21 protein-coding genes and 2 tRNA genes are annotated in these 23,943 nt (G+C 71.6%); 10 read left to right on the forward strand and 13 right to left on the reverse strand.

The genetic code is table 11. From position 1 onward, the window contains the following. The first annotated feature begins 62 nt into the window (after positions 1-62). Together ACPWUT_RS13150 and ACPWUT_RS13155 are read left to right on the forward strand one after the other, a co-directional pair. Complete coding sequence (locus ACPWUT_RS13150) at positions 63-338, forward strand: hypothetical protein (RefSeq protein WP_284530461.1); 276 nt, start codon at positions 63-65, stop codon at positions 336-338. A gap of 70 nt (positions 339-408) precedes the next feature. Then, a complete protein-coding gene (locus tag ACPWUT_RS13155; RefSeq protein WP_425838370.1) occupies positions 409-1,305 on the forward strand; it encodes a zinc-ribbon domain-containing protein in 897 nt (298 codons plus the stop codon). 13 nt (positions 1,306-1,318) lie between these two features. Here the strand turns inward: ACPWUT_RS13155 and ACPWUT_RS13160 are convergent, their stop codons facing one another. After that, positions 1,319-1,768 carry a GNAT family N-acetyltransferase gene (locus tag ACPWUT_RS13160; RefSeq protein ID WP_425838373.1) on the reverse strand — a complete coding sequence of 150 codons (450 nt, stop codon included), beginning with the start codon at positions 1,766-1,768 and terminating at the stop codon, positions 1,319-1,321. Positions 1,769-1,942: 174 nt separating this feature from the next. Here ACPWUT_RS13160 and ACPWUT_RS13165 point away from each other — a divergent pair, with 174 nt between their 5' ends. Continuing rightward, a complete protein-coding gene (locus ACPWUT_RS13165; protein WP_425838376.1) occupies positions 1,943-2,287 on the forward strand; it encodes a protein-L-isoaspartate carboxylmethyltransferase in 345 nt (114 codons plus the stop codon). 129 nt (positions 2,288-2,416) lie between these two features. On the opposite strand, the gene ACPWUT_RS13170 is transcribed toward ACPWUT_RS13165, so the two are convergent. The 5 genes from ACPWUT_RS13170 to serS all read right to left on the reverse strand — a co-directional run bounded on the left by ACPWUT_RS13170 (position 2,417) and on the right by serS (position 6,463). After that, positions 2,417-2,508, reverse strand: a tRNA-Ser gene (locus tag ACPWUT_RS13170). Positions 2,509-2,681: 173 nt separating this feature from the next. Continuing rightward, on the reverse strand, positions 2,682-3,998 hold the full coding sequence (locus ACPWUT_RS13175) for an LCP family protein (protein ID WP_425838379.1): 1,317 nt from the start codon (positions 3,996-3,998) through the stop codon (positions 2,682-2,684). A 35-nt stretch (positions 3,999-4,033) separates the two neighbouring features. Then, positions 4,034-4,118: transfer RNA gene (locus ACPWUT_RS13180), tRNA-Ser, on the reverse strand. Between the two features lie 135 nt (positions 4,119-4,253). Next, positions 4,254-5,183, reverse strand: a complete 930-nt coding sequence (locus ACPWUT_RS13185) for an HAD family hydrolase (protein ID WP_284529150.1) — start codon at positions 5,181-5,183, stop codon at positions 4,254-4,256. Further along, positions 5,180-6,463, reverse strand: coding sequence for a serine--tRNA ligase (serS, locus tag ACPWUT_RS13190; protein ID WP_284529148.1), 1,284 nt, complete (start codon positions 6,461-6,463; stop codon positions 5,180-5,182). The genes ACPWUT_RS13185 and serS overlap by 4 nt, the downstream gene beginning before the upstream one ends. A gap of 144 nt (positions 6,464-6,607) precedes the next feature. On the opposite strand from serS, the gene ACPWUT_RS13195 reads away from it, so the two are divergent. The 4 genes from ACPWUT_RS13195 (at position 6,608) to ACPWUT_RS13210 (ending at position 10,755) form a co-directional block, all read left to right on the forward strand. Further along, positions 6,608-7,192 (forward strand): hypothetical protein, encoded by a 585-nt coding sequence (locus ACPWUT_RS13195; protein ID WP_425838384.1) that lies wholly within the window; start codon positions 6,608-6,610, stop codon positions 7,190-7,192. Between the two features lie 17 nt (positions 7,193-7,209). Further along, positions 7,210-7,647, forward strand: a complete 438-nt coding sequence (locus tag ACPWUT_RS13200) for a hypothetical protein (protein ID WP_425838387.1) — start codon at positions 7,210-7,212, stop codon at positions 7,645-7,647. A gap of 578 nt (positions 7,648-8,225) precedes the next feature. Beyond that, a complete protein-coding gene (locus ACPWUT_RS13205; protein WP_425838390.1) occupies positions 8,226-9,395 on the forward strand; it encodes a diacylglycerol/lipid kinase family protein in 1,170 nt (389 codons plus the stop codon). A 10-nt stretch (positions 9,396-9,405) separates the two neighbouring features. Then, positions 9,406-10,755, forward strand: a complete 1,350-nt coding sequence (locus ACPWUT_RS13210; protein WP_425838393.1) for a cryptochrome/photolyase family protein — start codon at positions 9,406-9,408, stop codon at positions 10,753-10,755. A gap of 179 nt (positions 10,756-10,934) precedes the next feature. On the opposite strand, the gene ACPWUT_RS13215 is transcribed toward ACPWUT_RS13210, so the two are convergent. From ACPWUT_RS13215 to ACPWUT_RS13235, 5 genes are all read right to left on the reverse strand, one after another. Further along, complete coding sequence (locus ACPWUT_RS13215) at positions 10,935-11,828, reverse strand: carbohydrate ABC transporter permease (protein WP_425838396.1); 894 nt, start codon at positions 11,826-11,828, stop codon at positions 10,935-10,937. After that, complete coding sequence (locus tag ACPWUT_RS13220; RefSeq protein WP_284529139.1) at positions 11,825-12,790, reverse strand: carbohydrate ABC transporter permease; 966 nt, start codon at positions 12,788-12,790, stop codon at positions 11,825-11,827. Before ACPWUT_RS13220 ends, ACPWUT_RS13215 begins: the two co-directional genes overlap by 4 nt. Before the next feature lie 188 nt (positions 12,791-12,978). Further along, positions 12,979-14,349 carry an ABC transporter substrate-binding protein gene (locus ACPWUT_RS13225; RefSeq protein WP_284529138.1) on the reverse strand — a complete coding sequence of 457 codons (1,371 nt, stop codon included), beginning with the start codon at positions 14,347-14,349 and terminating at the stop codon, positions 12,979-12,981. Positions 14,350-14,401: 52 nt separating this feature from the next. Next, entirely contained in the window at positions 14,402-16,054 is a 1,653-nt protein-coding gene (locus ACPWUT_RS13230) for an alpha-amylase family glycosyl hydrolase (protein WP_425838401.1), read from the reverse strand. 252 nt (positions 16,055-16,306) lie between these two features. After that, the gene (locus ACPWUT_RS13235; RefSeq protein ID WP_284529136.1) at positions 16,307-17,314 is read right to left on the reverse strand and encodes a LacI family DNA-binding transcriptional regulator; all 1,008 of its coding nucleotides are present in this window, start codon (positions 17,312-17,314) and stop codon (positions 16,307-16,309) included. Positions 17,315-17,425: 111 nt separating this feature from the next. Between ACPWUT_RS13235 and ACPWUT_RS13240 the strand changes: the two genes are divergently transcribed. Together ACPWUT_RS13240 and ACPWUT_RS13245 are read left to right on the forward strand one after the other, a co-directional pair. Next, entirely contained in the window at positions 17,426-19,750 is a 2,325-nt protein-coding gene (locus ACPWUT_RS13240; RefSeq protein WP_425838404.1) for a hypothetical protein, read from the forward strand. Positions 19,751-19,811: 61 nt separating this feature from the next. Then, the gene (locus ACPWUT_RS13245) at positions 19,812-20,873 is read left to right on the forward strand and encodes an LLM class flavin-dependent oxidoreductase (RefSeq protein ID WP_284529180.1); all 1,062 of its coding nucleotides are present in this window, start codon (positions 19,812-19,814) and stop codon (positions 20,871-20,873) included. Between the two features lie 23 nt (positions 20,874-20,896). On the opposite strand, the gene pheA is transcribed toward ACPWUT_RS13245, so the two are convergent. After that, positions 20,897-21,850: a prephenate dehydratase gene (gene pheA, locus ACPWUT_RS13250; protein WP_425838407.1), complete on the reverse strand. Its 954-nt coding sequence runs from the start codon at positions 21,848-21,850 to the stop codon at positions 20,897-20,899. A gap of 118 nt (positions 21,851-21,968) precedes the next feature. Continuing rightward, positions 21,969-22,874 (reverse strand): EamA family transporter, encoded by a 906-nt coding sequence (locus ACPWUT_RS13255; protein ID WP_425838410.1) that lies wholly within the window; start codon positions 22,872-22,874, stop codon positions 21,969-21,971. 73 nt (positions 22,875-22,947) lie between these two features. On the opposite strand from ACPWUT_RS13255, the gene ACPWUT_RS13260 reads away from it, so the two are divergent. Continuing rightward, positions 22,948-23,868: a LysR family transcriptional regulator gene (locus ACPWUT_RS13260; RefSeq protein ID WP_284529131.1), complete on the forward strand. Its 921-nt coding sequence runs from the start codon at positions 22,948-22,950 to the stop codon at positions 23,866-23,868. The last annotated feature ends 75 nt before the right edge of the window (positions 23,869-23,943 follow it).

The following is a 23,943-nucleotide window of genomic DNA, read 5'->3' on the forward strand; positions in this document are numbered from 1 at the left end:
CACAGTGACCCGTCGCTGTCAAGACCCCTCACGATGCGAGCGGATGGACGTAACGTCTCCTCATGGACACCGATGAGCCGACAGGAATCACGCGGATCTTCATCAACGACAAGAACTTCGAGCTCTCGCCGACGGTGGATATCCCCGAGCTGAAGGCTGCGATCGAGACCGCCGTGAAGACCTCGGGGACCTTCGTCGAGTTCACCGTCGCCGACGGCAGCAGGGTGAACGCCCTCGTCGGCTCGCCGTGCAACGTGTTCATCTCGCAGAGCGCCGGCTCCGCCGACGCGAACGGCATCCGCCTCTACGCCGTGGATCTCCCCGAGTTCGACTTCTGACGCGTCCGTCGCCGGTCGGCGATGTCTCCCGCGGCGCGGCGATGTCCGCGGCGGGCCGTATTCTCCCGGCATGGCGGAGCGGGTCGAGGCGTGGTGGGCGCGGCGCCAGTGGTCGAAGGGGCGGAGCGAGCCCTACGCCGTGGGAACCTACCGCGAGGCGTGGGCCGCCTACCCGGCGCTCATCCGTCAGTACCATCCGGAGCTCAACGCCGGGATCACCCTCACCCAGATCCCCCCGGCGGCCGACGTCCTGCTGCTGTGGGAGTGCGAATCGGGGCACCGGTTCGCCGCGACTCCAGCCGAGCAGCGCGCACGACCGGGCCGGGAGCGGCGCCGGAGCGCCTGGTGTCCGGAGTGCGCCGAGCGCGCGAACCCGACGCGGATCCTCCCGCTCCCCCAGCGCGAGACGGTGCTGCCGCCCGGCGCGCTGCTGAGCGGGCCGCCGGCCGCCGAGCCCGGCGTCCTGCGTGAGCGCCCCGCGCGGCGGCCGCGGCCGCCCGCACGGATCTGCGACAAGACCCCCGCGGTGCCGATCGGCGAGGCGTTCGTCTCCGCCTGCGCACCCGTGCCCGCCTCCGCTGTCGAGGACCGCGTGCGCGCCGACCTGTTCGCCCGGCTGGATGTCACCCCCGGACGCAACGCGGTGCGCGTCGCACGCCCCTTCTTCCAGCATGTCGAGGTCTGGCCCGACTTCCTGCTCCCCGAACTGCGGATCGCCGTCGAGTACGACTCCATCGGGCGCCACGGCCTCGAGCACGTCGGCGCGAGGGAGGAGGCGGATCGCCGCAAGGACCGCACGCTGCGCGCCAGCGGCTGGGAGGTGGTGCGGCTGCGCACCGGCAAGCTCCTGCCGCTCGGACCGCACGACATGCAGCTGGCCGCGTGGAACGCGCGCGCCCTCGACCGGCTCATCGACGTGCTGCGCGACCTCCGGGGGCCGCTGCTGGTCGACGCCTACCTGCGGTGAGTCCGCCGCGGGGCTAGCCGATCATGAAGACCTGCGTGCTGCCCTCGCGGAACCCGAGGCCCCGGTAGAAGTCGAACGCGGGCACGTCGCGATCGGTGAGGAGGGTCAGGTCCGCCGCGCCGATCTCGGCGGCCGCGTCGCGGATCGCCGCGACCAGGGCGCGCCCGACGCCGCGGCGCTGCGCATGCGGGAAGACGAAGAACTCGTCGATGTAGATCTCCGACCCGTCCTGCCACGTCCGCGCGTGCAGGTACGCCGCACCGACCACGCGGTCCCCGAGGTGTGCCACCAGAGCGATGGCCCGCGGCATCGCACGGAACTCGGCCAGGTACTGCGCGGCCGTCTCCGGCACCCAGGCGTCATTCCACGGCTCGCCGTTGTAGGTGTCGATGAAGCCCGCCACGACGGCTTCCTCGTCGCCGGGCGCCCACCGGCGCACCTCGGGGTCGACAGCAGCGGTCATGACGCCCTCACTTCCTCGCCGATGCCCGGTGCTCGACACCGCGTCGGTCGGTGTCCGGTGGCCTCGGCGGCCCTGCCATCGTGTCATGTTCCCCGGCGCGCCGCGGGCGCGGATCGTTTCGGGATCCGGATATCCGGCCCCACGACCCTGTCGCTGGTTCTACACTCACCTTCGATGCCGTACCGTGATCGCGCCCACGTCGAACGCTGGCTCTCCGATTTCTGGGACACGCACAGCGTGTTCGCCGGTGAGCTGAGCGTCGTCGACAACGACTTCGTGCCTCACACCGACAGCGGTCTCGTGGTCGCGCACCTCGACAACTCCCCCGGCATCGCCTACATCAGCGTGCAGATGATCGACGACCGACCCCGCTGGATGGTGACCTTCGAGCCGCGCCCCGAGGCGATCGACCTCGACGCCGCCGGCGTGCGCGGCCTCGCCGACGAGGTCGGCGCCCTCGGCGTCCTGTGCGCCTACCTGCAGACGCGCACCGACGAGGCCATCGCGCAGCTGCGCTGACCGCGCGGCGGCTATGGGATCCGGGGCCGCCGGCTCCGGTGCGGCCGGGCAGCTCCACACGCCCGAGACGCAGGATCCGCGCCCGATCCTTGCCCGTGAACGCCGAAAGCCCCGGATGACCGGGGCTTGTGGCGGAGACGGAGGGATTTGAACCCTCGGTCCCCTTGCGAGGACTCCACCTTAGCAGGGTGGTGCACTAGGCCTGACTATGCGACGTCTCCAGGGTGTTCACGCGAGACGGCGCGAACACACCCGGCAATCATAACCGTTCCTTCACCCGATGCCGAACCCGCGGTGCCCACACGGTGGAGCGCCCGAGAAGGTGGCGCAGATGAGCGCTATGGATGCCGGGAGGCCACCGGATGCGCCACTTCGGCGCGGCGGCCGGCGCGGGTCAGCGCTCGGCCTGGGTGCAGGTGACGTCGGCGGCGGTCGAGCCCGAGATCGTCGAGGGGAGGTCCACGGCGGTCTCGGTCGGCTCGGGGGTCTCGCCGGCGTCCGGCGTTCCCGAGGCGTCCGGAGTGCCGGTCGCCGACCCGGTCGGGGTGGGCGTCGGCGACGCTTCGGCCTCCGCCTCGCCGATGACCTCGACGCCGTAGCCCGAGCTCGCGCTGCCGGTGATCTTGATGGGCTGGTTGTCCTCCAGCGCCTGGAAGAGCACCGACGCGGCGTCGGTCACGGGCAGCACGCGGCCGCCGCCCGGCGCGTAGACCGTCGGGTACTGCACGAAGACGATGTCCTTGTACGGCACGCTCTTGACGGCCATGGCGATCGACACCATGCGCTGGGGGTTCGTGAGCGAGTCGCTCAGCACGAGCTGCTGGGACTGCACCTGCGCGACCGCCGTCGTGGCGAGGTTGAACAGCACGGACGGGTTCGCGAGCACGCCGTCGGACTGGAGCTTGCGCACCATCGAGCTCATGAACTGCTGCTGGTTGGAGATGCGGCCGAGGTCGGAGCCGTCGCCGATGCCGTGACGGATGCGCAGGAACTGCAGCGCCTCGGCACCAACGAGCGTGTGCGTGCCGGCCTTGAGGTCCAGGCCGGTGTGCTTGTCCTTGATGTCGTCGGCCACGCACACGTCGACGCCGCCGATGGCGTCGGACATGTTGATGACGCCGGTCCAGCGGATGGCGGCTGCGTACTGGATGTCGATGCCCGTCAGCGCCTCGACCGTCAGCACGCTGCACGGGAGCCCGCCGTACATGTACGAGGAGTTGATCATCTGCGCGCTCATGGCGGAGTAGCTGCCGCCGTCGCCGGTGGGGCACGACGGGATCGGGACGATCATGTCGCGGGGGAAGGAGACGACGGTCACGCGACGCGGGCTGTCGCTGATGTGCACCAGCATCGTCACGTCGTTGCGCTCGCCCCCGGCGTCGTGGGCGCAACGGGGGAAGAGCTTCAGATCCTGGCCCTCGCAGGAGTCGGTGCCGACGACGAGCATGTTGACCCCGCCGTCGATCTCGCCGATGGCGGGGAGCTGGTCGACGTCGTCGCCGATGTCGACGCTGTTGTCGGAGAGGGCGCGGGCGGCGTCCCACACGTAGAAGGCGCCGACCGCGCCGACGCTCAGGACGACGACCGCCACGACCGCGCCGAGGATCGTCAGGATCTGGCGGAACGGGCGCGGCGAGGACTGGATGCCATGGCGCGCCAGGGGCTGACGGCGGCTGGCCGGCGGGGCGTCAGGCGTCTCGCTCACGGACATCTCTTTCTGAGGGCGGGTACGGGGCTCCCACGATGCGGAGGGTGTGGGATTCGAACCCACGGGACATTGCTGCCCACCGGTTTTCAAGACCGGATCCTTCGGCCGCTCGGACAACCCTCCCGAGCAGACGCACACGGCATCCACCCGACGAGCGTTGATTCTAGTGGACGGGGGTGCTCCCATTCTGGCCGAGCCCGCCTGTGGACCGGCTGTTAACCGCGTCTGACCGGGGATGCAGCCCCGACGCCACCCGGCTCAGAGGTCGCGGAGGATCTCTGCGACGCCCCCGGCGTGCACCGACGACGTCGTCTCGGACGCCTCGCGGAGCACCTCCTCGGGGCCCTGCGCCATCGCGATCGCCCGGCCGCCGTGCTCCCGCGCCCAGCGGAACATGCCCACGTCGTTGCGCCCGTCGCCCATCACGAGCACGTGCTCGGGGTCGACGCCCAGCCACGTCCGCACCCGCTCGAGCGCGGTGGACTTGTCCACGCCCTGCGGGGCGATGTCGAGCCATGCCGACCAGCCGACGGCGTACGACACCTTGTTGAGCCCGATCCGCCCGACGAGCTCGACGAAGTCGGCGTCGGTGTCGTCGGGCGAGACCACCACGACGCGGCACACCGGCTGCGCCGACAGCCGGGCGAACTCCACGCGCTCGGCGTGGACGAGGTTCCAGTCGTCCATCTCGTCGGTGTAGAGGCGGCGGCCGTCGGCGAGCTCGACCATGTAGTGCGCCTCGGGGAGGTGTTCGCGCAGGAGCTGCAGGACCTCGGCGGGGTCGAACGTCTCGACGTGGAACCGCTCGTACGCGAGCTCCTCGGCCAGATCGCCCTCGAGACGCTTCATGATGACGGCCCCGTTGGAGCAGACGACGTACTCCGGCGCGAGCTGCAGCACGCGGAGGATGCCGCGGGTGCCCTCCCACGAGCGGCCGGTCGCGAGCATCACCTCGTGCCCCGCACGGTGTGCATGGGCGATCGCGTCGACGACGCCCGGGCTGAGCGTCTCGTCCTCGAGGAGGACCGTGCCGTCGACATCGAGCGCGATGAGCAGCCGCTCGGTGGCGACCGTCGGATCCTCGGTCTCGTCGGCGATCCGCTCGACGAGCTTGGCGGCCTTCGTGGGCCGCACGACCTTCACCGACCCCGTCGGCGGCAGGTGCGGCTGACCGGCCTCGTGCGTCACGCGATCGGCTCCGCGACCTCGAGCCCGCCGAGGTAGGGGCGGAGGACCTCGGGGATCACGACCGAGCCGTCCGCGCGCTGATGGGTCTCCAGCAGCGCCACGATCCAGCGCGTCGTCGCGAGCGTGCCGTTGAGCGTCGCGACGTGCGCGGTCTTGGACGCCGGCGTGCCGTCCTCGCCCACCGGGCGGTGGCGGATGTCGAGACGGCGCGCCTGGTAGGTCGTGCAGTTGGACGTCGAGGTGAGCTCGCGGTACGCGCCCTGGGTCGGGACCCACGCCTCGACGTCGTACTTGCGGGCGGCGGAGGACCCGAGGTCGCCGGCCGCGACGTCGATGACGCGGTAGCTGAGGCCGAGGTCCTGCAGCATCGCCTCCTGCATCGCGACGAGACGCAGGTGCTCGGCCTCGGCGTCCTCGGGCGTCGTGTAGACGAACATCTCGAGCTTGTTGAACTGGTGCAGGCGGATGATGCCGCGGGTGTCCTTGCCGTACGAGCCGGCCTCGCGGCGGTAGCACGTGGACCAACCGGCGTAGCGCTTCGCGCCGCCGCTCAGGTCGAGGATCTCGTCCATGTGGAAGCCCGCGAGGGGTACCTCGCTCGTGCCGACCAGGTAGAGGTCGTCGTCGTCGAGGCGGTAGACCTCGTCGGCGTGCTGCCCGAGGAAGCCGGTGCCGCGCATGACCTCCGCGCGTACCAGCGTGGGCGGGATCACCGGGATGAACCCGGCGGCGAGCGCGCGCTCCATCCCGAGATTCATGAGCGCGAGTTCGAGGCGGGCGCCGATGCCGGTGAGGAAGGTGAATCGGGCGCCGGAGACCTTCGCCCCGCGCTCCATGTCGATCGCGCCGAGCATCTCGCCGAGGGCCAGGTGATCGCGGGGCTCGAAGTCGAACCGGACGGGCTCGCCGTGCGTGCGGAGGGTGACGAAGTCGTCCTCTCCCCCGGCGGGCACCCCGTCGATGACGATGTTCTCGATCTTGGCGAGCGCCTCGGCGGCCACGGCCTCGGCGGCGGTCACCGCCTGCTGCGCCTCCTTCACACGGTCGCTGAGGGCCTTAGCCTCGGCGACGAGAGCGGCCTTCTCCTCCTTGGGGGCCTGTGCCACCTTCTTGCCGTGCGCGTTCTGCGCGGCGCGCAGCTCCTCGAACGCGGTGAGGGCGGCCCGGCGGGCGCGGTCGGCGTCGATCGCCGCATCCACCGACTCGGACGACTCCCCGCGCGCCTCCTGCGAGCGCTTGACGAGGTCCGGGTTGTCGCGGAGCAGAACGAGATCGATCACCGTTCGAGTCTAGTAGCGGCCGGTTCGGGGGCCACGGGCGGGGTGGACGGCGAGTTATGCACAGATTCATCATGCTTTCCCGCACTCGCATAAATGAGCGCTAGCGTGTGGTTCTCCCCCTCTTCACATCGAAGGGAAGATCACTTGACGAACCGAAAGAACGCGATCCTCGCCACCGTTGTCGCCTGCGCCCTCCTGCTGAGCGCGTCCCCCGCGTGGGCCGCGGGCGCACCGACCGAGCGCCTGGCGACGGCAAGCGCCGAGAGCGCGTCGCTCACGGCGCTCTCCGTGCCGATCAAGGGCTGCAGCACATCCGCGTGGAGATACGACTCCACCTCGCGTGGTACGCGCACACTCACCCAGATCGGGCCCACCCAGGCGAATCGCAATCGCACCGCCAAGAGCATGAGAGTCACCCTCACCTCAGACGTCGGCGGCACCGTCAACGCCCAGTTCTCCGGGGCGACCAACGTCAAAGGGTCCGTGAAAGTCGCCGAGATCTCCGCGGAGTTCGGCGTCTCCGCGGGCCTCAGCGTCACGGCATCCGTCGGGAACTCCGTCACGTTCACTGTTCCCTCCGGAAAGACCGGATACGGCGACTACGGCGTCTGGAGCCTGCCCGTGAGGGGCAAGGAGTACCGCACCCTCGGTCCCGATTGCACCATTCAGTCGCGCGCCGCGAGCACATTGGCCCCCTTCCGGGTGGGCTGGGACGTGACGGTCAAGTGAGGCGGACGATGTGGGCGATGGTCGGCGCGCTGGCCGCGGCATCGCTGACCACCGGCTGCGTGGCGGGAGTCTCCGCTCCCGCCACGTCGCCGGCCTCCCCTCCCAAACCTTCGGCATCCGCCTCACCATCCCCTGCGCCTACCGAACTGACGGTCACTCCCGCGCCCGGTGAACCGCGCGTGGGAACCCTGTCTTCGATCCGCGGCGCCGCCTCTACGGAACCCGCGCCGACGAGGACAGGGCGCGTCGCCGTGTACATCCGCTGCTGGGGCGACGACATCATCACCGTCGAGATCGAGAACTCTGCGACCATCACCCAGCGATGCCTCCCCGACGTCGATGACCCGGGAACACGGAACACCCTCGACGTGGTGGGCGAAACGGTCCGCGTGATGGGTACGGCAGACGTGGCAAACCTGTGGGCGATCGCCATCACGGAGGTACCCGCCGATTGATAAGGGCATCATCGGGATCGCTGGCTGGCTACGCGCGACGCAAACTGGTTATCGGTGCCGTTCTCGCGGTCGCGGCGATCGTTCTCGGAGTCGCCGGCGCCCAGTACGGCAGCTCACTACCGGACGTCCCGAGCACAGGTCCGCGGAACTTCGCGAACCCGACGTACTCCGCGTTGATCGTGGCGGGGATCCTCGCCTGGGTGTGCGCGTTGGTGGTCCTCGACCGCGCCTGGCGGTCACTCTTCGGCGCCAGCAGCACACTGCGGATGGCGTCGACGGGACTTGCCGTGGCCCCGGTCGCCTTGTGGGGGGCTATGGCTCTCATGAGTCTCGTCGGAGGGGGATTCGTCTTTCTGGCCGGAGCATTGCTGCTCCTCGCTCTCGCCAGTCTGATCGTCGGCGTCGCCGCTGCGGCGGCGCTTGTCGCGACGCGTCGACGGTTCCCCCCAGCCGCCTGCTCGAGGCCGTCGCTCTAGGTCGATCGCACCTGCGGGTCGCGAGCTAGCGGCACGCTGACGCGCGCGCAAGCCCGCACGGTCGAGCGGCCCATCAGCGCGACAGCGCAATACTCTGTACGCATGGCGACCGACCCCGGCAAGGCCCACGGATCCGACGACGCGAAGGATCCCGAGGAGGCCGCCGCGCCCGACGGCGTGATCCGGGAGCCGGAGGACGTCTCCCCCGACACCACCGACGGAGAGACGGGCGAGGCACGCCGGGTCGACGAAGAGGGGCGCACCGAGCCGCTCCCCGACACCGACGGCCGACCGAGCCCGAAGGCCGCACTGGTCTACAACCCGACCAAGGTCGACGGCGACGAGCTGCGCGCGCAGGTCGCGGCGCGCGCGAAGGACGCCGGCTGGTCGGAGCCCCTCTTCTACGAGACGACCGTCGACGACCTGGGCGACGACGTCACGCGGCAGGCGCTGGATGAAGGGGTCGACGTCGTCCTCGTGGCCGGCGGTGACGGCACGGTACGGGCCGTCAGCGAGGCGATGACCGGCTCGGACGTGCCCCTCGCGATCCTCCCGAGCGGGACCGGCAACCTCCTGGCGCGCAACCTCCGCCTCCCCCTCGACGACGCCGACGCCATGATCGCCGCCGCGTTCGACGGCGATCGCGTCGCGATCGATGTGGGGATCGCGACGCTCGCGCGTCAGGGCGGGGACAGCGAGAAGCGCGCGTTCGTCGTCATGGGCGGCATGGGACTGGACGCCGCGATGATCGCGAACACCCGAGGCGACCTCAAGAAGAAGGTCGGGTGGGTCGCGTACGTCGACGGCGCCGCGCGCTCGCTCATCGGCGCCAAGCCGTTCCCCGTCATCTACCAGGTGCCCGGACACAAGGTGCACCGCGCCAACGTGCAGAGCGTCGTGTTCGCCAACTGCGGCTCACTGCCCGCCGGTCTCGAGCTGATCCCCGAGGCCTCCGTCACCGACGGCGACCTCGACATCGCGATCTTCCAGCCCAAGAGCGCCTTCGGCTGGCTGCTCGTCTGGCGCCGGGTCGCCTGGGACAACAGCTTCCTGCGCCGGTTCCGCGCGGGCCGGCAGATCCTGTCGCTGCGCACGAAGGACAACGCCGTGCGGTTCAGCCGCGGCGCCGGCATCGACCTCGCCACCGTCGCCGCCCAGCCGGTGCAGCTCGACGGCGACGAGTTCGGCGAGGCGACGCACGTGACTGCGCGGGTGGAGGCGGGCGGCCTCACCGTCGCCGTGCCCCGCGGACACACGGTGTCGGGGATCTGAGGGGCCTGCCGTGACCTCGCTCGTGTGGCTCCGCGACGACCTCCGGCTCGCCGACAACCCGGCGCTGCGGGCCGCCGTCGACCGCGATGAGCCGGTGGCGGTGCTGTACGTCCTCGACGAGGAGTCGCCCGGCATCCGTCCCCTCGGCGGGGCCGCGCGCTGGTGGCTGCACCACAGCCTGACCGAGCTCGCGGCACGCCTCGCCGAGCGCGGCGGGTCGCTCGTGCTGCGGCGCGGCCCGGCGTCGCAGGTGGTGCCGGCCGTCGCCGACGAGATCGGCGCCGACGCGGTGTTCTGGAACCGGCGGTACGGCGGTCCCGAGCGGGAGATCGACACCTCGCTGAAGGCGCGGCTGCGCGAGGAGGGCCGGGAGGTCGGATCCTTCGCAGCGAGTCTGCTCTTCGAGCCGTGGACGATCCGCACCGGCTCCGGCACGCCCTACGCCGTGTTCACACCTTTCTGGCGTGCATGCCAGGAGCAGCCGCCGCCGCGCGCACCGCTTCCCGAGCCACGGACGATCGAGGGGGCGGAAGCACCGGGTGACGACCTCGCCGACTGGGAGCTGCTCCCCACCCGGCCGGACTGGGCCGGCGGCCTGCGCGAGGCGTGGGAGCCGGGCGAGCGGGCCGCACGGCAGCGGCTGCGGACGTTCCTCGCCGACGACCTCGGCGACTACGACCGCGCCCGCGACGAGCCCGCCGCCGGTGCCACGTCGCTGCTCTCTCCGCGACTGCGGTGGGGCGAGATCAGCCCCTACACCGTGTGGCACGACACGGTCGAGGCGGCGGGCACCGGCGCCCACGCGGCATCGGCTCACCGCTTCCTCTCCGAGCTCGGGTGGCGCGAGTTCGCCTGGCACACCCTCTTCCACTTCCCCGACCTCGCCACCCGCAACTGGCGCTCCGCGTTCGACGCGTTCCCCTGGCCGCGGCTCAAGCCCTCGCACCTGCGCGCCTGGCAGCGGGGCGAGACCGGTGTGCCGCTCGTGGACGCCGGCATGCGCGAGCTGTGGGCGACCGGGTACATGCACAACCGGGTGCGGATGGTCGTCGCGTCGTATCTGACGAAGAACCTGGCCATCCACTGGCAGCGGGGCGAGGAGTGGTTCTGGGACACGCTCGTCGACGCCGACGGCGCGAACAACCCGTTCAACTGGCAGTGGGTCGCCGGGTCGGGCGCCGACGCCTCGCCCTACTTCCGCATCTTCAACCCCGAGCGCCAGGCCGAGAAGTTCGATCCGCAGGGGCTGTACATCGCGCAGTGGGCGCCCGACAGCGCCGAGCGCGAGCCGCTGGTGGACCTCGCGGCGTCGCGGCGGGAGGCGCTCGACGCCTACGAGCACGTCAAGCGCGCGCGCTGACGGCGGGTCCGGCGGCGGCGGGTTCGGCGTCGGCGGGTCCGGCGGGTCCCGCGTCGGCGGGTCCGGCGGCCGCGGCGTTCACAACTCCGGAGATCTGCGCCGACCGGGAGCGGGCGCCCGCACGATTCCGCGGCCCGCTCCCGGTCGACGCGGCCGATCTTCCGGAGTTGCGAACCGGGTCAGCCCTTGACCGCGCCGCCGAGCCCCGCGGAGCGCAGGAACACCGACTGGAACAGCAGGAACATCGCGATCGGGATGAGCGTCGCGATGGCGAGCGCCGCCAGGAACACGTCGAGCTCGGTCTGGCTGGCGACGTCCGGCAGGCGCACCGACAGCGGCTGGACGGCCGGGTCGGGCAGCACCAGCTTGGGCCAGAGGTAGTCCTTCCAGGCGGCGATGATGGCGAACACCGACACGACCCCGAGGATGGGCTTGGACATCGGCAGCACGATCGACCAGAACAGCCGGAACGCGCCCGCGCCGTCGGTCTTGGCCGCCTCGAAGACCTCCCGCGGGAGGGAGTCGAAGAAGCGCTTCACGAGCAGGATGTTGAACGCGTTCGCCGCCATGGGCAGCCACACGGCGAGGTAGTTGTTGAGGAGCGAGACCTCCAGCAGCGGCGGCCGCACGATCGTCAGGTACAGGGGCACGAGCAGCACGATCCCCGGGATGAACAGCGTCGCCAGCACGAGGCCGCCCAGAATCGGCGCGTACTTCGGCCGCAGCACCGACAGCGCGTACCCGGCGGTCGTCGCGACCAACAGCTGCGTGAACCAGGCACCGACGGCGATGACGATCGTGTTGAAGAAGAACTGGTCGATGTGGATGTCGGTCCAGGCCGTGGACAGGTTCTCCCAGTCCACGCCGTTCGGCCAGAGGGCGAACGGGGCGGTGATCGTGTCCTGCGAGGGGGTGATCGCGGCCTTCATGAGCCACAGGATCGGCCCGAGCCCGGCGACGACGAGCGTCGCGAACAGGAACACGTGGACGAGCCGCATGCCCAGCCGCGTGCCGGGCCGCCGGCGCTCGGAGGCCGAGATGATCGAGCGTTCGGCGAGGTCGTCGACCTTCATGAGGTGCTCCAGCGGTTGGTGAGTCGGAAGTAGAGCCAGGACAGGATCGCCAGCACGATCGCCAGCAGCACCGACACCGCGGTCGCCTCGCCGTAGTCGCCGCCGAGGCTGTTGCGGAACGCCTTGTCGTAGATGTAGAGCAGGACGGTCTTGGTGGCCCCTGCCGGCCCGCCGCCGGTGAACAGGAACGGCTCGAGGAACACCTGCGCGGTCGCGATCACCTGCAGGATCAGCATGATGAAGAGGATGCCGCGCAGCTGCGGCAGGGTGACGTGCCAGATCTTCCGCCAGATCCCGGCGCCGTCCACCTCGGCGGCGTCGTAGAGCTCGGGCGGGACGCTCAGGAGAGCGGCGAGATAGATGATGATCGAGCCTCCCGCGGCAGCCCACGTCGCCTCGAGCACGAGCGAGGGCATCGCCTGCGCGGCCGAGGACAGCCACGGCTGGGGCGGGATGCCGACCCACCCGAGGACCGTGTTGAACACGCCGTTCGGCGACGCGTCGTAGAAGAACTTCCACAGCAGCACGGCCACGACCGGAGGGATCACGACCGGCAGGTACGCGAGCGCCGAGTACAGGCCCTTGCCGCGCTTCACCTCGCTCATGAGCACGGCCATCAGCAGCGGCAGCGGGAAGCCGAGCACGAGCGCGAGCACGGCGAAGTACAGGGTGTTGACCACGGCGCGGCCGAGTTCGGGATCGCTCAGCACGGTGGCGTAGTTGTCGAACCCGACCCACTCGGAGACGATCAGGTTCGTCTTCTGCAGGCTCATGATCACCGACTGGACGATCGGCGACCACGAGAAGAAGAAGAACACGAACAGCATCGGGAGCACGAACAGCAGGTTCGTGAGCCCGCCGCCGCGCAGCCACGTGAGGGGCGTGCGGCGGGCGCGACGGCGCGCGGGGGCGGGGGGCGGGGCGGATGCCGTCACGCGGCGCTCCGGGACTGTCGTGGTCATGAGTGGCCTTTGCGGTGGAAGGGGGGCGTTTCGCCTGTGCGTTTCGTCTCGCTCCGCTCGCTCAACGACCGGCGTCACACACCGGCCGTTGAGCGAGGAGCGAAGCGACGAGACGAAACGCAGAGGAGCGCAGCGACGAGACGAAACGCAGAGGAGCGAAGCGACGAGACGAAACGCCCCGGGGGGGCTCAGCCGTCGAGCTTGGCCTGCGCGTCGGCCTGGGCCTGCGCGAGCAGCGCGTCGATGTCGGCGTTCTCGTCGGTGAGCACGGTCTGCACCACCGCGTCGAGCAGGGCGTAGACCTCCTGGGTCTGCTTCTTCGGCTCGCCGACCGGCGTCTGGTCCCAGATCGAGTCGATGAACGGCGTCATCTGGTCGCGCGGCACGTTGATGTACGGCTCGATCCAGCCGAGCGACTCCTCGTACAGCTCGCGGCTCAGCACGGGCAGCACCGGGGTGCCCACCGCCTGTCCCGATTCGTTGAGGGTCTTCGCGTCGAGGATGGCGGCGTCCTTGTCGAGCAGCTTCTGCATGTAGTACCAGTCGATCCAGGTGACCGCGGCGGCCTTGGTCGCGTCGTCGACGGTGGGGCTCACCACCGCGATGTCGCCGCCGCCGAGCGTGCCGGGCTCGGCGCCCTCGGTCGGCACGACGGTCAGGCCGTACGACTCGGGCTTCAGGCCGAAGTCGCGGACGAGCGCGGTGTAGACGTCGGAGCCCGAGGTGTACATGCCGATGTTGCCCGCGGCGAACTCCTGGTTGATGGTCCCCCAGTCGAGGTCGACCTTGGCACCGAACGAGTCGTCCTCGAACCGGAGGGCGTGCAGGAACTCCAGGGTCGCCTTCGTGCCCTCGTTGTCGATCGTCGACTGCGCCGTGCCGTCGGCGTTGTCGACCTGCGTGCGCCCGCCGCGGGCGACGGTCTGCGCGGTCAGCTGCCATCCGCCGGTGTTGTTGATCGCCATCTGCGCGTACCCGGCCTTGCCGGTCTTGTCGGCGATCTGCTTCGCGTACTCGCGCACTTCGTCCCACGTGGTCGGCGGAGCATCGGGGTCGAGCCCGGCCTGCTCGAAGAGATCGCGGTTGTAGTGCAGGCCCATGGCGTAGGCCTGGCGCGGGAAGCCGTAGATCCGGCCGTCGCCGTCGGTCACGCCGTCGAGGATGATCGGGTTGAAGCTGTCGGTGTAGCCGAGCTCGTCGATCTCGTCGGTGACATCCATCAGCTGCCCGTTCTCGAGCAGCGTCTTCGAGTCGGTGAACGGGACGGTGAACACGTCGGGCAGGCTGCCGCCGGCCAGCTGCACGGCGAAGGTCGGGCCCTCCCACTCGTACTCCACCCCGATGATGTCGATGTCGGGGTGCTCGTCCTCGAACTGCTTCTCCTGGGCGGCGAAGGCCTCGTACGCGGCGGCGTCGGCGCCGGGCGGGAAGGTGGCCACCCGCAGTTCGAGCTTTCCGCCGGCCGTCTCCTCGCCGGTGCCGGCCGAGCATCCGGCGAGGGCGCCGATGGTCGCCGCGGCGGCGAGGCCGGCGATCAGGACGCGTCCTGGTGACTTCATTGTCTTCTTCCTTTCGTGCTGTGTGGTGCGGAGGTCCGAGGAGCGGCCGGGCTCAGAGGTCGAGCCAGACCGTGGTGTCAGGAGGCAGCGCACCCTCCTCGAGGGGCGCGCTGCAGAGGACCACCCCGCGGTGCGGGGGGAGGCTGATCGGCTCGGAGCCGAGGTTGGTGATCGACGCCAGCCGGTCGCCACGGCGGAATCCGAGCGCGTCGGGGCCGACGTCGAGCCACGCGAGCGCGCCGGTGCGCAGGTCCGCGGACTGGCGGCGGAACGCGAGGGCATCGCGATACAGGCTGAGCATCGAGCCGGGGTCGGCCTCCTCGGCGGCGACCGTGTAGGCCGACCAGTCCGCCGGCTGCGGCAGCCAGCTGCCGCCCGCCCCGAAGCCGAACGGCGCGGCGGCGCCCGCCCACGGCAGCGGCACGCGGCATCCGTCCCGCCCCGGATCGACCCCGCCGGAGCGGAAGTGCATCGGGTCCTCGATGACCTCCCGGGGCAGCTCGACCTCGGGCAGGCCCAGCTCGTCGCCCTGGTAGACGTACATCGTGCCGGGGAGGGCGGCCACCAGCAGCGCCGCAGCACGGGCGCGCCGGGTGCCGACGGCGAGGTCGGTGGGAACGCCGAAGCGCTTGCGGTCGAACGCGAACCCGGAGTCCTCGCGGCCGTACCGCGTGACCGGACGGGTGACGTCGTGGTTCGACAGCACCCAGGTGGCGGGAGCACCGACCGGCGCGTGCTCGGCGAGGGTGCGCGCGATGGAGCGGCGCATGGGCTCCGCGCTCCACGGCTGCGACATGAAGTCGAAGTTGAAGGCGGTGTGCATCTCGTCGGGGCGGAGGTAGCGCGCGAACCGCTCCGCATCCTCCAGCCAGACCTCACCCACGAGGATCCGCGTGCCGTCGTACTCGTCGGCGACGGCACGCCAACCGCGGTAGATGTCGTGGAGCTCGTCGCGGTCCAGGTGGGGATGGGCGCCCGGTGCGGGAGCGGCGGGGAGCTCGGGAAGGGCGGGGTCCTTCACGGGCAGGGCGGCCGAGTCGATGCGCACGCCGGCCACGCCCCGGTCGAACCAGAAGCGGAGGATGTCCTCGTGCTCGCGCCGCACGTCGGGGTGGTTCCAGTTGAGGTCGGGCTGCTCGGGGGTGAACAGGTGGAGGTACCACTCGCCGGGAGTGCCGTCGGGGTTCACGGTGCGGGTCCAGGTGGATCCCTGGAAGCTCGAGACCCAGTGGGTGGGCATCTCCGACCCGTCCTCGCCGCGGCCCGGATGGAACCAGAACCGCTCACGTTCGGGACTGCCGGGCCCGGCGGCCAGCGCCGCCTGGAACCACGGGTGCTGATCGCTCACGTGGTTGGGGACGATGTCGATGATCGTGCGGATGCCGAGGGCCAGCGCCTCCTGCACGAGCGCCTCCGCCTCGGCCAGCGTGCCGAAGGGGGCGTGGATGTCGCGGTAGTCGGCGACGTCGTAGCCGCCGTCGGCGAGGGGGCTCGGGTACCAGGGGTTGAACCAGATGGCGTCGACGCCGAGGGCCTTCAGGTACGGCAGGCGGGCACGGACGCCGGCGAGGTCCCCGGTCCCGTCGCCGTTCCCGTCGGCGAAGCTCCGCACGTAGACCTGGTAGATCACGGCGTGCCGCCACCACGTGGGGTCGGTCTGCGGTGCCGCCGGCGCGGCGGCGCGGGTCTGGACCTCGGTGTCCACGGTGCTCCTCGTCGTTCCCGCCGGGTGTGGCTCCGGCGCGACACCGAATGTAGCCATATCGATCATCTATTGCAAGAACCTGCGTGATGATTGCAATTTCATGATTACGCAAGTGCCCGCAAGATCGCGCAAGCCGCCCCCTCCGCCGGGTTGTCCCACTTTCGGCGGCTGATGTCCCACTTTCCGCTGCTCAGGGGCGCAGGAACCGACCGAATGTGGGACATGGCCCCGGCCGGCGGGGTGCGGGCGGTGTCAGGCGGAGAGCGGCGCGGTCGACGCGCGCAGGACGAGCTCGGGCTCGAAGAGGAGCTCGTCGCCGGCCTCGGCGCCGCCCTGGATCTGCGCGAGCAGGAGCTCGATGACCGTGCGGCCCATCGACTCGATCGGCTGGCGGACCGTCGTCAGCGGCGGCTCGGTGCAGCTCATCAGCGCCGAGTCGTCGAAGCCGACGACCGACAGGTCCGCCGGCACCGACCGGCCGCTGCGCCGCGCGGCGCGGACCGCCCCCAGCGCGAGCAGGTCGCTCGCGCACACGATCGCCGTCGCGCCGGCGGCCATCAGCCGGGTGGCGCCCGCCTGTCCGGACTCGAGCGAGTACAGCCCGCGGACCAGCAGATCGTCCGGCAGCGGGGCGCCCAGCCGGTCGAGCACCCGCCGCGCGGCAGCGAGCTTGCGCTGGGACGGCACGTGATCGGCGGGGCCGAGGAGCAGGCCGATCCGCCGATGCCCGAGCTGGTGGAGGTGGATGACGGCCTGCTCGGCGGCGGCCGCGTCGTCGGTCGAGACGGTGGCGAACGGCAGCGCGTCGATGCGGGCGTTGACGAACACCGTCGGCAGCTTCACCCGGCGCAGGCGCTCGTAGTGCTCGTGCGCGGCGTCGGTCTGGCTGTAGTTGCCGCCGAGGAAGATGACCCCCGACACCTGCTGCTGGAGCAGGAGGTCGACGTAGTCGGACTCGGTGATCCCGCCGGCGTTCTGCGTGCACAGCAGCGGCGTGTAGCCGTTCTGCGTGAGCCCTCCGCCGACGATCTCGGCGAGCGCGGGGAAGATCGGATTCGTCAGCTCGGGGAGCACGAGGCCCACGAGACGGGCGCGCTCGCCGCGCAGCTTGGTCGGCCGCTCGTAGCCGAGCACGTCGAGCGCGGTCAGCACGGCCTGGCGCGTCGCCTCCGAGACGCCCGGCTTGTCGTTGAGCACGCGGCTGACCGTGGCTTCGCTCACCCCGACCTTGCGGGCGACCTCCGCGAGACGCTTCGACATGCGCGTCATCCTACGCAAGTGCTTGCAGGATCGCGCAAGTGCTTGCAGGCCTCTTGTCGGGCGGGCGAGGCCGCAGTACTGTGCCCGGCAAGGCGCGGGAAGGGGAATCCGATGCGTCGCTGGGGGATCTTCGCCGTCTCGATGGCATTCACGGTCGCCGCGGGAGCATTGCTGGGCGGGTGCGCCGCAGCCGAGCCCGCGTCAAACGGCGAGAGCCCGCCGGCCACCGTCTGCGACGCGGCCGCTGCCTTCGTGGAGGACGGCGATCCCGAAGCGGCGATCACCCTCATCGACCGCTACCGTGCGCCGGCGATCGCGCGCCTCGAGGCCGGCGCCGGGATCGCGGGCGACGCCACCCGCGCCGTCGCATGCGAGGCGCAGAGGGACGAGGCCCTGCTGACGGCTCCGAAGCCCGACGAGCCGACCCCACCCGTCGGCGCGGTGGACGCGTGGAACGCGACGCTGAAGTCCTGGCTGACGCCGCTCGGCACGCTCCTCGCCTGGGCGCTCGGGCTCACGGCCGCCCTGATCGTCTTCGCCCGCCTGCTCGTCTTCGTGGTCCCCTGGCCGTCGCTGCCGCCACGGTGGCGCCGCTCGGCGCCGTTCACCTTCCCGGGATCGTGGTGGCCGCTGCCGCTCCTCCTCGCCGGCTCGCTCGTGCTGGTGGGGGCGTGGGGGTTCCTCGCCGGTAACCCGGCGCAGTGGCCGGTCGCCGTCGCGGGCGGCCTCGTCGCCGCCTTCGCCACGTGGCGCACCGTGCACTGGTTCGGCGGCAGGCCGCGGGTCGTCGTGGCCGCCGTCGACAAAGAGGGGAACCCGTCGGCGGTCCGGTCGGCGCAGGTCGCCGCACTCACGGTGGAGCTCGGGGCGGGCGGCCCGGGCAGCGTCGACTCCGGGTCGAGCGACCTCAGCCAGCTCACCGACGCCACCGCGAAGGTGTCCGACAACGCGCTGGTCTCGTTCCTCACGGGCGTCGCGGACTTCGTCGTCAACGTGTCGCCGTGGCATGTGGGCGTGACGGAGATCGACGACACGACCTCGCTGGTGGACATCCGCTGGAACGGCCGCCCGGTGGGGGCGGCGACGATCCGCTCCTCCGCCGTGCTCGACGGCGTCGCAGACGCCCCCGCCGATCTGATGCAGCGGCTGCAGGCGGCGGTGGTGGCAACGACACTGGCGGCGCACTACTCCGACATGCGCGGGCTCTACGGCGCGACCAACTGGCGCAGCGTCGGGCTGGCCTTCGCCGCGACCTCCGCGAGCGGCGCAGCCGGTCTCCCCCTCCTGACACGTGCCGTGGAGATCGATCCGGCGAACGCGCTCGCTCGACGGCAGCGGGACAACCTGCTCTACGCCGACCCCGAGGACATCGCCGCCACCGACAGGTACCTGCGTGCACTCGAACGCGAGGCGAACCTCGTCGCCCCGCTCTCGGGCGACCGCGGGCCGTTCCCGTTCGCCTCGGATTGGTCACCGACCGGCACTCCCGGCGGAGCCGCGGCAGAGGCCGACTACCCCGCCCCCGGTCACCTGCTCGCCCGGACGCTCCTGCTGTGGGCGACCGCGCTGTGCAACCGCATCGCGCTGGCAATGGCGGACCCGACCACGTCCGCCGACACGCCCCCTGCGACGGCCGCGGCGCACGCCCGCGTGCTCGGCCAGCTGGTGGACCTGGTCGCACGTCTCCGGTCCGACAACACCGCGAATGCCGACCCGTCCTCGGTGTCCTCGTTCCTCGGGGCGATGCACGGCCGGACCGCCATCGTCCTGCGACGACTCCACGACAACCCCTCCTACCGCGCGCACGTCGCGCACCTGCTGCCGCCCACTCAGGGCTGGTACGACACCGCGGCGGCATCCGGCGACCCCGGGATGAGCTACCGGCTCGCCTGCCGCGCGGCCATGCGCGGGCAGCCCGTCGACGATCTTCTCGCCGTCGCCTTCCTCCGGAAGACCTACGTCGAGTGGGCGCCCAAGGATCCCGAGCTGTATTCGCTGCGCGACGCGCGCTGGGCGCTCCTGCACCCGGACGCACCGGTCGACGTGTGGGAGATCGAGCCCCTCGCGACCCATCGCGACAGGCTCGCCGAGATCGGCATCCGCACCGCCGCCGATCTCGCCGACGCCGGGCGCGACGCGCGCAAGGCGCTCGCGCTCGATGCGGCGTCGTTCGCGCACCTGCGCCGGGTCGCCCGCTTGGCGAAGCGGCTCGAGGAGCGGACGCCGGCGCCGTGGAAGGAGCGCGTGCCGCTCATCTTCGCCGCCCTGGTCGCACAGGACATCGACACCGTGGCGCTCCTGCGCGCCACCGGGCCGGGCGAGCTCATCGCCCCGCTGACGGATGCCGTCCGCGGGGTTCCGAGCCCCGCCGCGCCCGGCTCGTTCGTGCCCCCGGAGGAGGCCGTCGCGACGCTGTACGCCGCGTGGACGAGCTGACCGGCCGTCCCCGCCACGCCGAGGAGGAATGACCACCGGCCGCCCGGCGTTGTCGGTGGTGATGAGCACTCCCCCGCCTCCCGCCCTGTCCGTCCTCGACCTGGTACCCGTCCGCACCGGTCAGACCAGCTCCCAGGCGGTGACGGCGTCGCTCGACCTCGTGCGCCGGGCCGACGAACTCGGCTACCGGCGGTACTGGTTCGCCGAGCACCACAACATGCCGGCGGTCGCCTCGACCACGCCGCCGGTGCTGGCCGCCGCGGCTGCGGCGCGCACGACGCGGATCCGCGTCGGCAGCGGCGGCGTCATGCTCCCCAACCACGCCCCGCTCGTCGTGGCGGAGCAGTTCGCCGCCCTCGAGGCCATCGCGCCGGGACGCGTCGACCTGGGCATCGGGCGCGCCCCCGGAAGCGATCCCGTGATCACGCAGCTGCTGCGGATGACGGGCACCACGAGCGATGTCGACCGCTTCCCCGAGCACATCCGCGACATCCTGGGGCTCGTCTCCCCCGAGGGCGCGAGCGTCCGGCTCGTGAGCCGGCCGGGCGGATCGGGCGAGCCGTACGCGGTGCACGCCACGCCGTCGGCGACCACGTCGCCCGAGGTGTGGCTGCTGGGCTCCAGTGACTACTCCGCCGGGCTCGCCGCGGCCTTCGGCCTGCCGTACGTCTTCGCCAACCACTTCTCCGGAGAGGGCCTCGAGCGCGCGCTCGACCTGTACCGGTCGCAGTTCACCCCGAGCGAGCACCTGGACGCGCCGCGGACCTTCGTGACCGCCAACGTGGTCGCCGCCGCATCCGACGAGCTGGCGCAGGAGCGCATGCTGCCCCAGGCGCGGATGATGGCGCGACTGCGCGGCGGACGACCGCTCGTCGCGCTCGAGACCGTCGAGCAGGCGGCCGCCGCCGAGGCGGAGGACCACCTGGCGTCGGCGATGCTCGACACCCTCCGCAGCCGCTGGTTCGTCGGCGCGGGCGACGACGTCCGCGCCCGGGTGGCCGCGTTCGCCGCGCAGCACGGCGTCGACGAGGTCATGGTGTCGCCGGTGGCCGCCGCCTACGACGGCGAGCCGATGGACGCCGCGGCCGGACGCGCCGAGACCCTCGAGCTGCTCGCAGCCTGACGGCGCGGGCCCAGGCCCCCGCCTCAGGCCTCGGGCTCACCGGAGATGAGAGCGCGCAGCCAGTCCCGCGCCTCGACGAACACGTCGTCGGAGTAGCGGTCGGGGTAGTGCACGATGGCGCGGTCGGCGCGGGGGTACGACCCGAGGTAGATCACCTTCGGGCTGAAGCGGCGCAGGCCCAGCAGCGCATCCGCCATCCGCTCGTCCTCGATGTGGCCGTCGGCGTCGATGACGAAGCGGTAGCGTCCGAGCGCATCGCCGATCGGGCGCGACTCGATGAGCGACAGGTTGATGCCCCGGGTGGAGAACTGCTCGAGGAGCTCCAGCAGGGCTCCCGGATGGTCGTCCGGCAGCTCGGCGATGAGCGACGTCTTGTCGGCGCCGGTCGGGGCGGGCGGGGCTACGGTGCGGCTCACCAGCACGAAGCGGGTGACGGCGTTGCGGTTGTCGCCGATGTCGGACGCCAGCAGCTCCAGGTCGTAGTGCTCCAGGATGCCGGGAGGGGCGATCGCGGCCTGCGCGGCGCTGTCGCCGTCGACGATGCCGACCGCCGATGCGACGTTGCTCGCGGCGGGGAGGTGGGCGTGCTCCGGAAGGTGGGTCGACAGCCACTGCAGGCACTGCGCATAGGCGACGGGATGCGCGGCGACGAGCGACACGTCCTCCAGCCGGGTGCCGGGACGCCCGACGAGCACGAAGTTGACCGGCACGAGGTATTCGCCCACGATGCGCAGTCCCGGCATGGTGGCCAGGGCGTCCTGCGCGGTGGACACGCCGCCGTCGATCGAGTTCTCGATCGCGATCATCGCCGCGTCCGAGCGGCCCTCGACGACGTCCGTCAGCGCCTCGCCGACGTTGCGCACCGGGCGCCAGACCTGGTCCCGCGCCTCGGCGACCTGTCCGAGGGCCGCCTCGGTGAAGGTGCCGGCCGGCCCGAGATAGCTGTAGGTGCGGCGCGGGGCGGGGTCGACGGTCACGGGGGCAAGCCTAGTGCGCTGGACTCGGCGCGACGCCGATGCGCACAACTGCTTCGATCCGGCCGGCGGCGGCGCGGATCCCGGGTGGTTGCGGCCCGCTCGGCGGGTGTCGAGGGAGTCACGCCGGTCCGGCGGCGGCGACCTCCCGCACCCGGATGCCACGGCGGATGCCGGTGACGAGCACACCGACGACGAGGATCGCGCCGCCGATCGTCTCGGCCGCGTTCGGGATCTGCCCGAGGAGGAGCGCCGCCGAGATCATCGCCACGACGGGAGCGAGGAGCACCCAGGGGACGACGGCTGCCGGTGGGTTCCGGGCGAGGAGCCCGTTGAAGATCGCGTAGCCGATCACCGTGCAGAGGATCGCGGTGTACAGAGTGGACAGGGCCGCCGCCCACCCGAACGATGCCAGGCCGGCGCCGACCGCCGCGGACCCCTCGACCGCGAGCGACAGCGCGAACGCGGGGACGGGCACCACGAGCGCCGACCACACCGTCAGCGACAGCGCTCCACCGCGTCCAGGACCCCGGACGTCGCCGGCGCGGCGGGCGATCACGTTCCCGACGCCCCACGACAGGGCGGCCGCGAGCGCGAGCACGACCGCGATCGCCGGCGCGTCTCCCCCGCGTCCGAGCGCGACGATCGCGAGTCCGGCGCAGCCGAGCAGGACGCCCACGATCTGCGCCGCCGTGGGACGCTCCCGCAGCACCCCTGCGGCGATCGCGATCGTGAAGACCACCTGCGCCTGCAGCAGCAGCGCGGCGAGCCCGGGCTGCAGGCCGAGTGCCATGGACGTGTAGAGGAGACCGAACTGGCCCAGGCTCATGAAGATGCCGACCCCGACCACGACACGCCATCCGGTGGCCGGGCGCGGGACGACCACGGCGAAGAGCGCGACGACGCCGAACCGGATCGTCACGAACAGGAGCGGGGGGATGCCGGTCATGCCCCACGCGATCACCACGAAGTTCACCCCCCAGAGGGAGGCCACCAGGGCGGCGAGGACCATGTCGCGTCGGCTCATGGCCTCCATCCGACCGCTGTTGGAGGTGAAGCACAAGCGATTGTTTTCGCGTCGAATTCGGTAGCATCGCTACATGATGGATCTGGATGCCGTCGTCTCCCTCCGCACCATCGCGACCGAGGGCAGCGTCGCCCGCGCCGCCGCCATGCTCGGCTTCACGCCGTCCGCCGTGTCGCAGCAGGTGAAGCGCCTCGAGCGGGAGACCGGCGTGGTGCTGCTCGAACGCGCCGGCCGCGGGGTCGTCCTGACCGACGCCGCCACGCGTCTGGTCGTCGCCTCGACGCCGGTGCTCGCCGACATCGAGCGCATCCGCGCCGACATCCAGTCGCTCGCCGAGGCGCCCGACGCGCTCGTCGGGGAGATCCGGATCGCCGCCTTCTCGACGGTGGTCCGGGGCCTCCTGCTTCCGGTGCTCTCCGCGCTCGGCGATCGGCATCCCGCCCTCCGGCTGCCGCTGCGCGAGAGCGAGCCGTGGGAGACGATCGCCCTCGTCGCGTCCGGCCAGCGCGACCTGGGCGTCGTGCACCGCTGGGGCGGAGTGGCCCTCGCGATGCCCGACCATCTGATCGAGACGCCGCTGTTCACCGATGTCGCGGACGTCATCCTCCCCCGGACCCATCGCCTCGCCGACCGCACGTCGCTCCGCCCGGAGGACCTCGCCGACGAACCGTGGGTGGCCACGTTCGACTCGACCATCTGCCGCCAGTGGCTGCGACGCCTCTTCGACGGGGTGAGCGGTGCTCCCCGCATCGTCCACGAGTCGATGGAGTTCCAGAACCACCTCGAGCTCGCCCGGGCCGGCCTCGCGGTCGCCCTCGTCCCCCGTCTCGGCCGCGGCGATCTCGGCGACGACCTCGTCGCGATCCCCACCGAGGGACCGGCGTCGGTCCGTGCGGTCAGCACCGTGCATCGCCGCACCCAGGCGGACTCCCCCGCGCTGCGCGCCGTGCTCGACGAGGTGGCCACGCGCGCGATCGACCTCGGCCGTTCGTAACTCCGGAATCCCGCACGCGTCCGGGGCCTCGGGGCCTCATCCCGTCCCGTCGACGGGCGGTCTTCCGGAGTTGTG

It is taken from the genome of Microbacterium sp. PA5 (assembly GCF_049860775.1).
Lineage (GTDB): Bacteria > Actinomycetota > Actinomycetes > Actinomycetales > Microbacteriaceae > Microbacterium.

Bases quoted from the DNA above. Each gene is read 5' to 3' on its own strand.
- ACPWUT_RS13240 (WP_425838404.1), top strand. From the start codon at position 17,426: ATGCGTCGCTGGGGGATCTTCGCCGTCTCGATGGCATTCACGGTCGCC.
- ACPWUT_RS13235 (WP_284529136.1), bottom strand. From the start codon at position 17,314: ATGTCGAAGCGTCTCGCGGAGGTCGCCCGCAAGGTCGGGGTGAGCGAA.
- ACPWUT_RS13245 (WP_284529180.1), top strand. From the start codon at position 19,812: ATGAGCACTCCCCCGCCTCCCGCCCTGTCCGTCCTCGACCTGGTACCC.
- ACPWUT_RS13175 (WP_425838379.1), bottom strand. From the start codon at position 3,998: ATGTCCGTGAGCGAGACGCCTGACGCCCCGCCGGCCAGCCGCCGTCAG.
- ACPWUT_RS13220 (WP_284529139.1), bottom strand. From the start codon at position 12,790: ATGACCACGACAGTCCCGGAGCGCCGCGTGACGGCATCCGCCCCGCCC.
- ACPWUT_RS13165 (WP_425838376.1), top strand. From the start codon at position 1,943: ATGCCGTACCGTGATCGCGCCCACGTCGAACGCTGGCTCTCCGATTTC.
- ACPWUT_RS13260 (WP_284529131.1), top strand. From the start codon at position 22,948: ATGATGGATCTGGATGCCGTCGTCTCCCTCCGCACCATCGCGACCGAG.
- ACPWUT_RS13215 (WP_425838396.1), bottom strand. From the start codon at position 11,828: ATGAAGGTCGACGACCTCGCCGAACGCTCGATCATCTCGGCCTCCGAG.
- ACPWUT_RS13160 (WP_425838373.1), bottom strand. From the start codon at position 1,768: ATGACCGCTGCTGTCGACCCCGAGGTGCGCCGGTGGGCGCCCGGCGAC.
- ACPWUT_RS13200 (WP_425838387.1), top strand. From the start codon at position 7,210: ATGGTCGGCGCGCTGGCCGCGGCATCGCTGACCACCGGCTGCGTGGCG.
- ACPWUT_RS13225 (WP_284529138.1), bottom strand. From the start codon at position 14,349: ATGAAGTCACCAGGACGCGTCCTGATCGCCGGCCTCGCCGCCGCGGCG.
- ACPWUT_RS13255 (WP_425838410.1), bottom strand. From the start codon at position 22,874: ATGAGCCGACGCGACATGGTCCTCGCCGCCCTGGTGGCCTCCCTCTGG.
- ACPWUT_RS13155 (WP_425838370.1), top strand. From the start codon at position 409: ATGGCGGAGCGGGTCGAGGCGTGGTGGGCGCGGCGCCAGTGGTCGAAG.
- ACPWUT_RS13205 (WP_425838390.1), top strand. From the start codon at position 8,226: ATGGCGACCGACCCCGGCAAGGCCCACGGATCCGACGACGCGAAGGAT.
- ACPWUT_RS13150 (WP_284530461.1), top strand. From the start codon at position 63: ATGGACACCGATGAGCCGACAGGAATCACGCGGATCTTCATCAACGAC.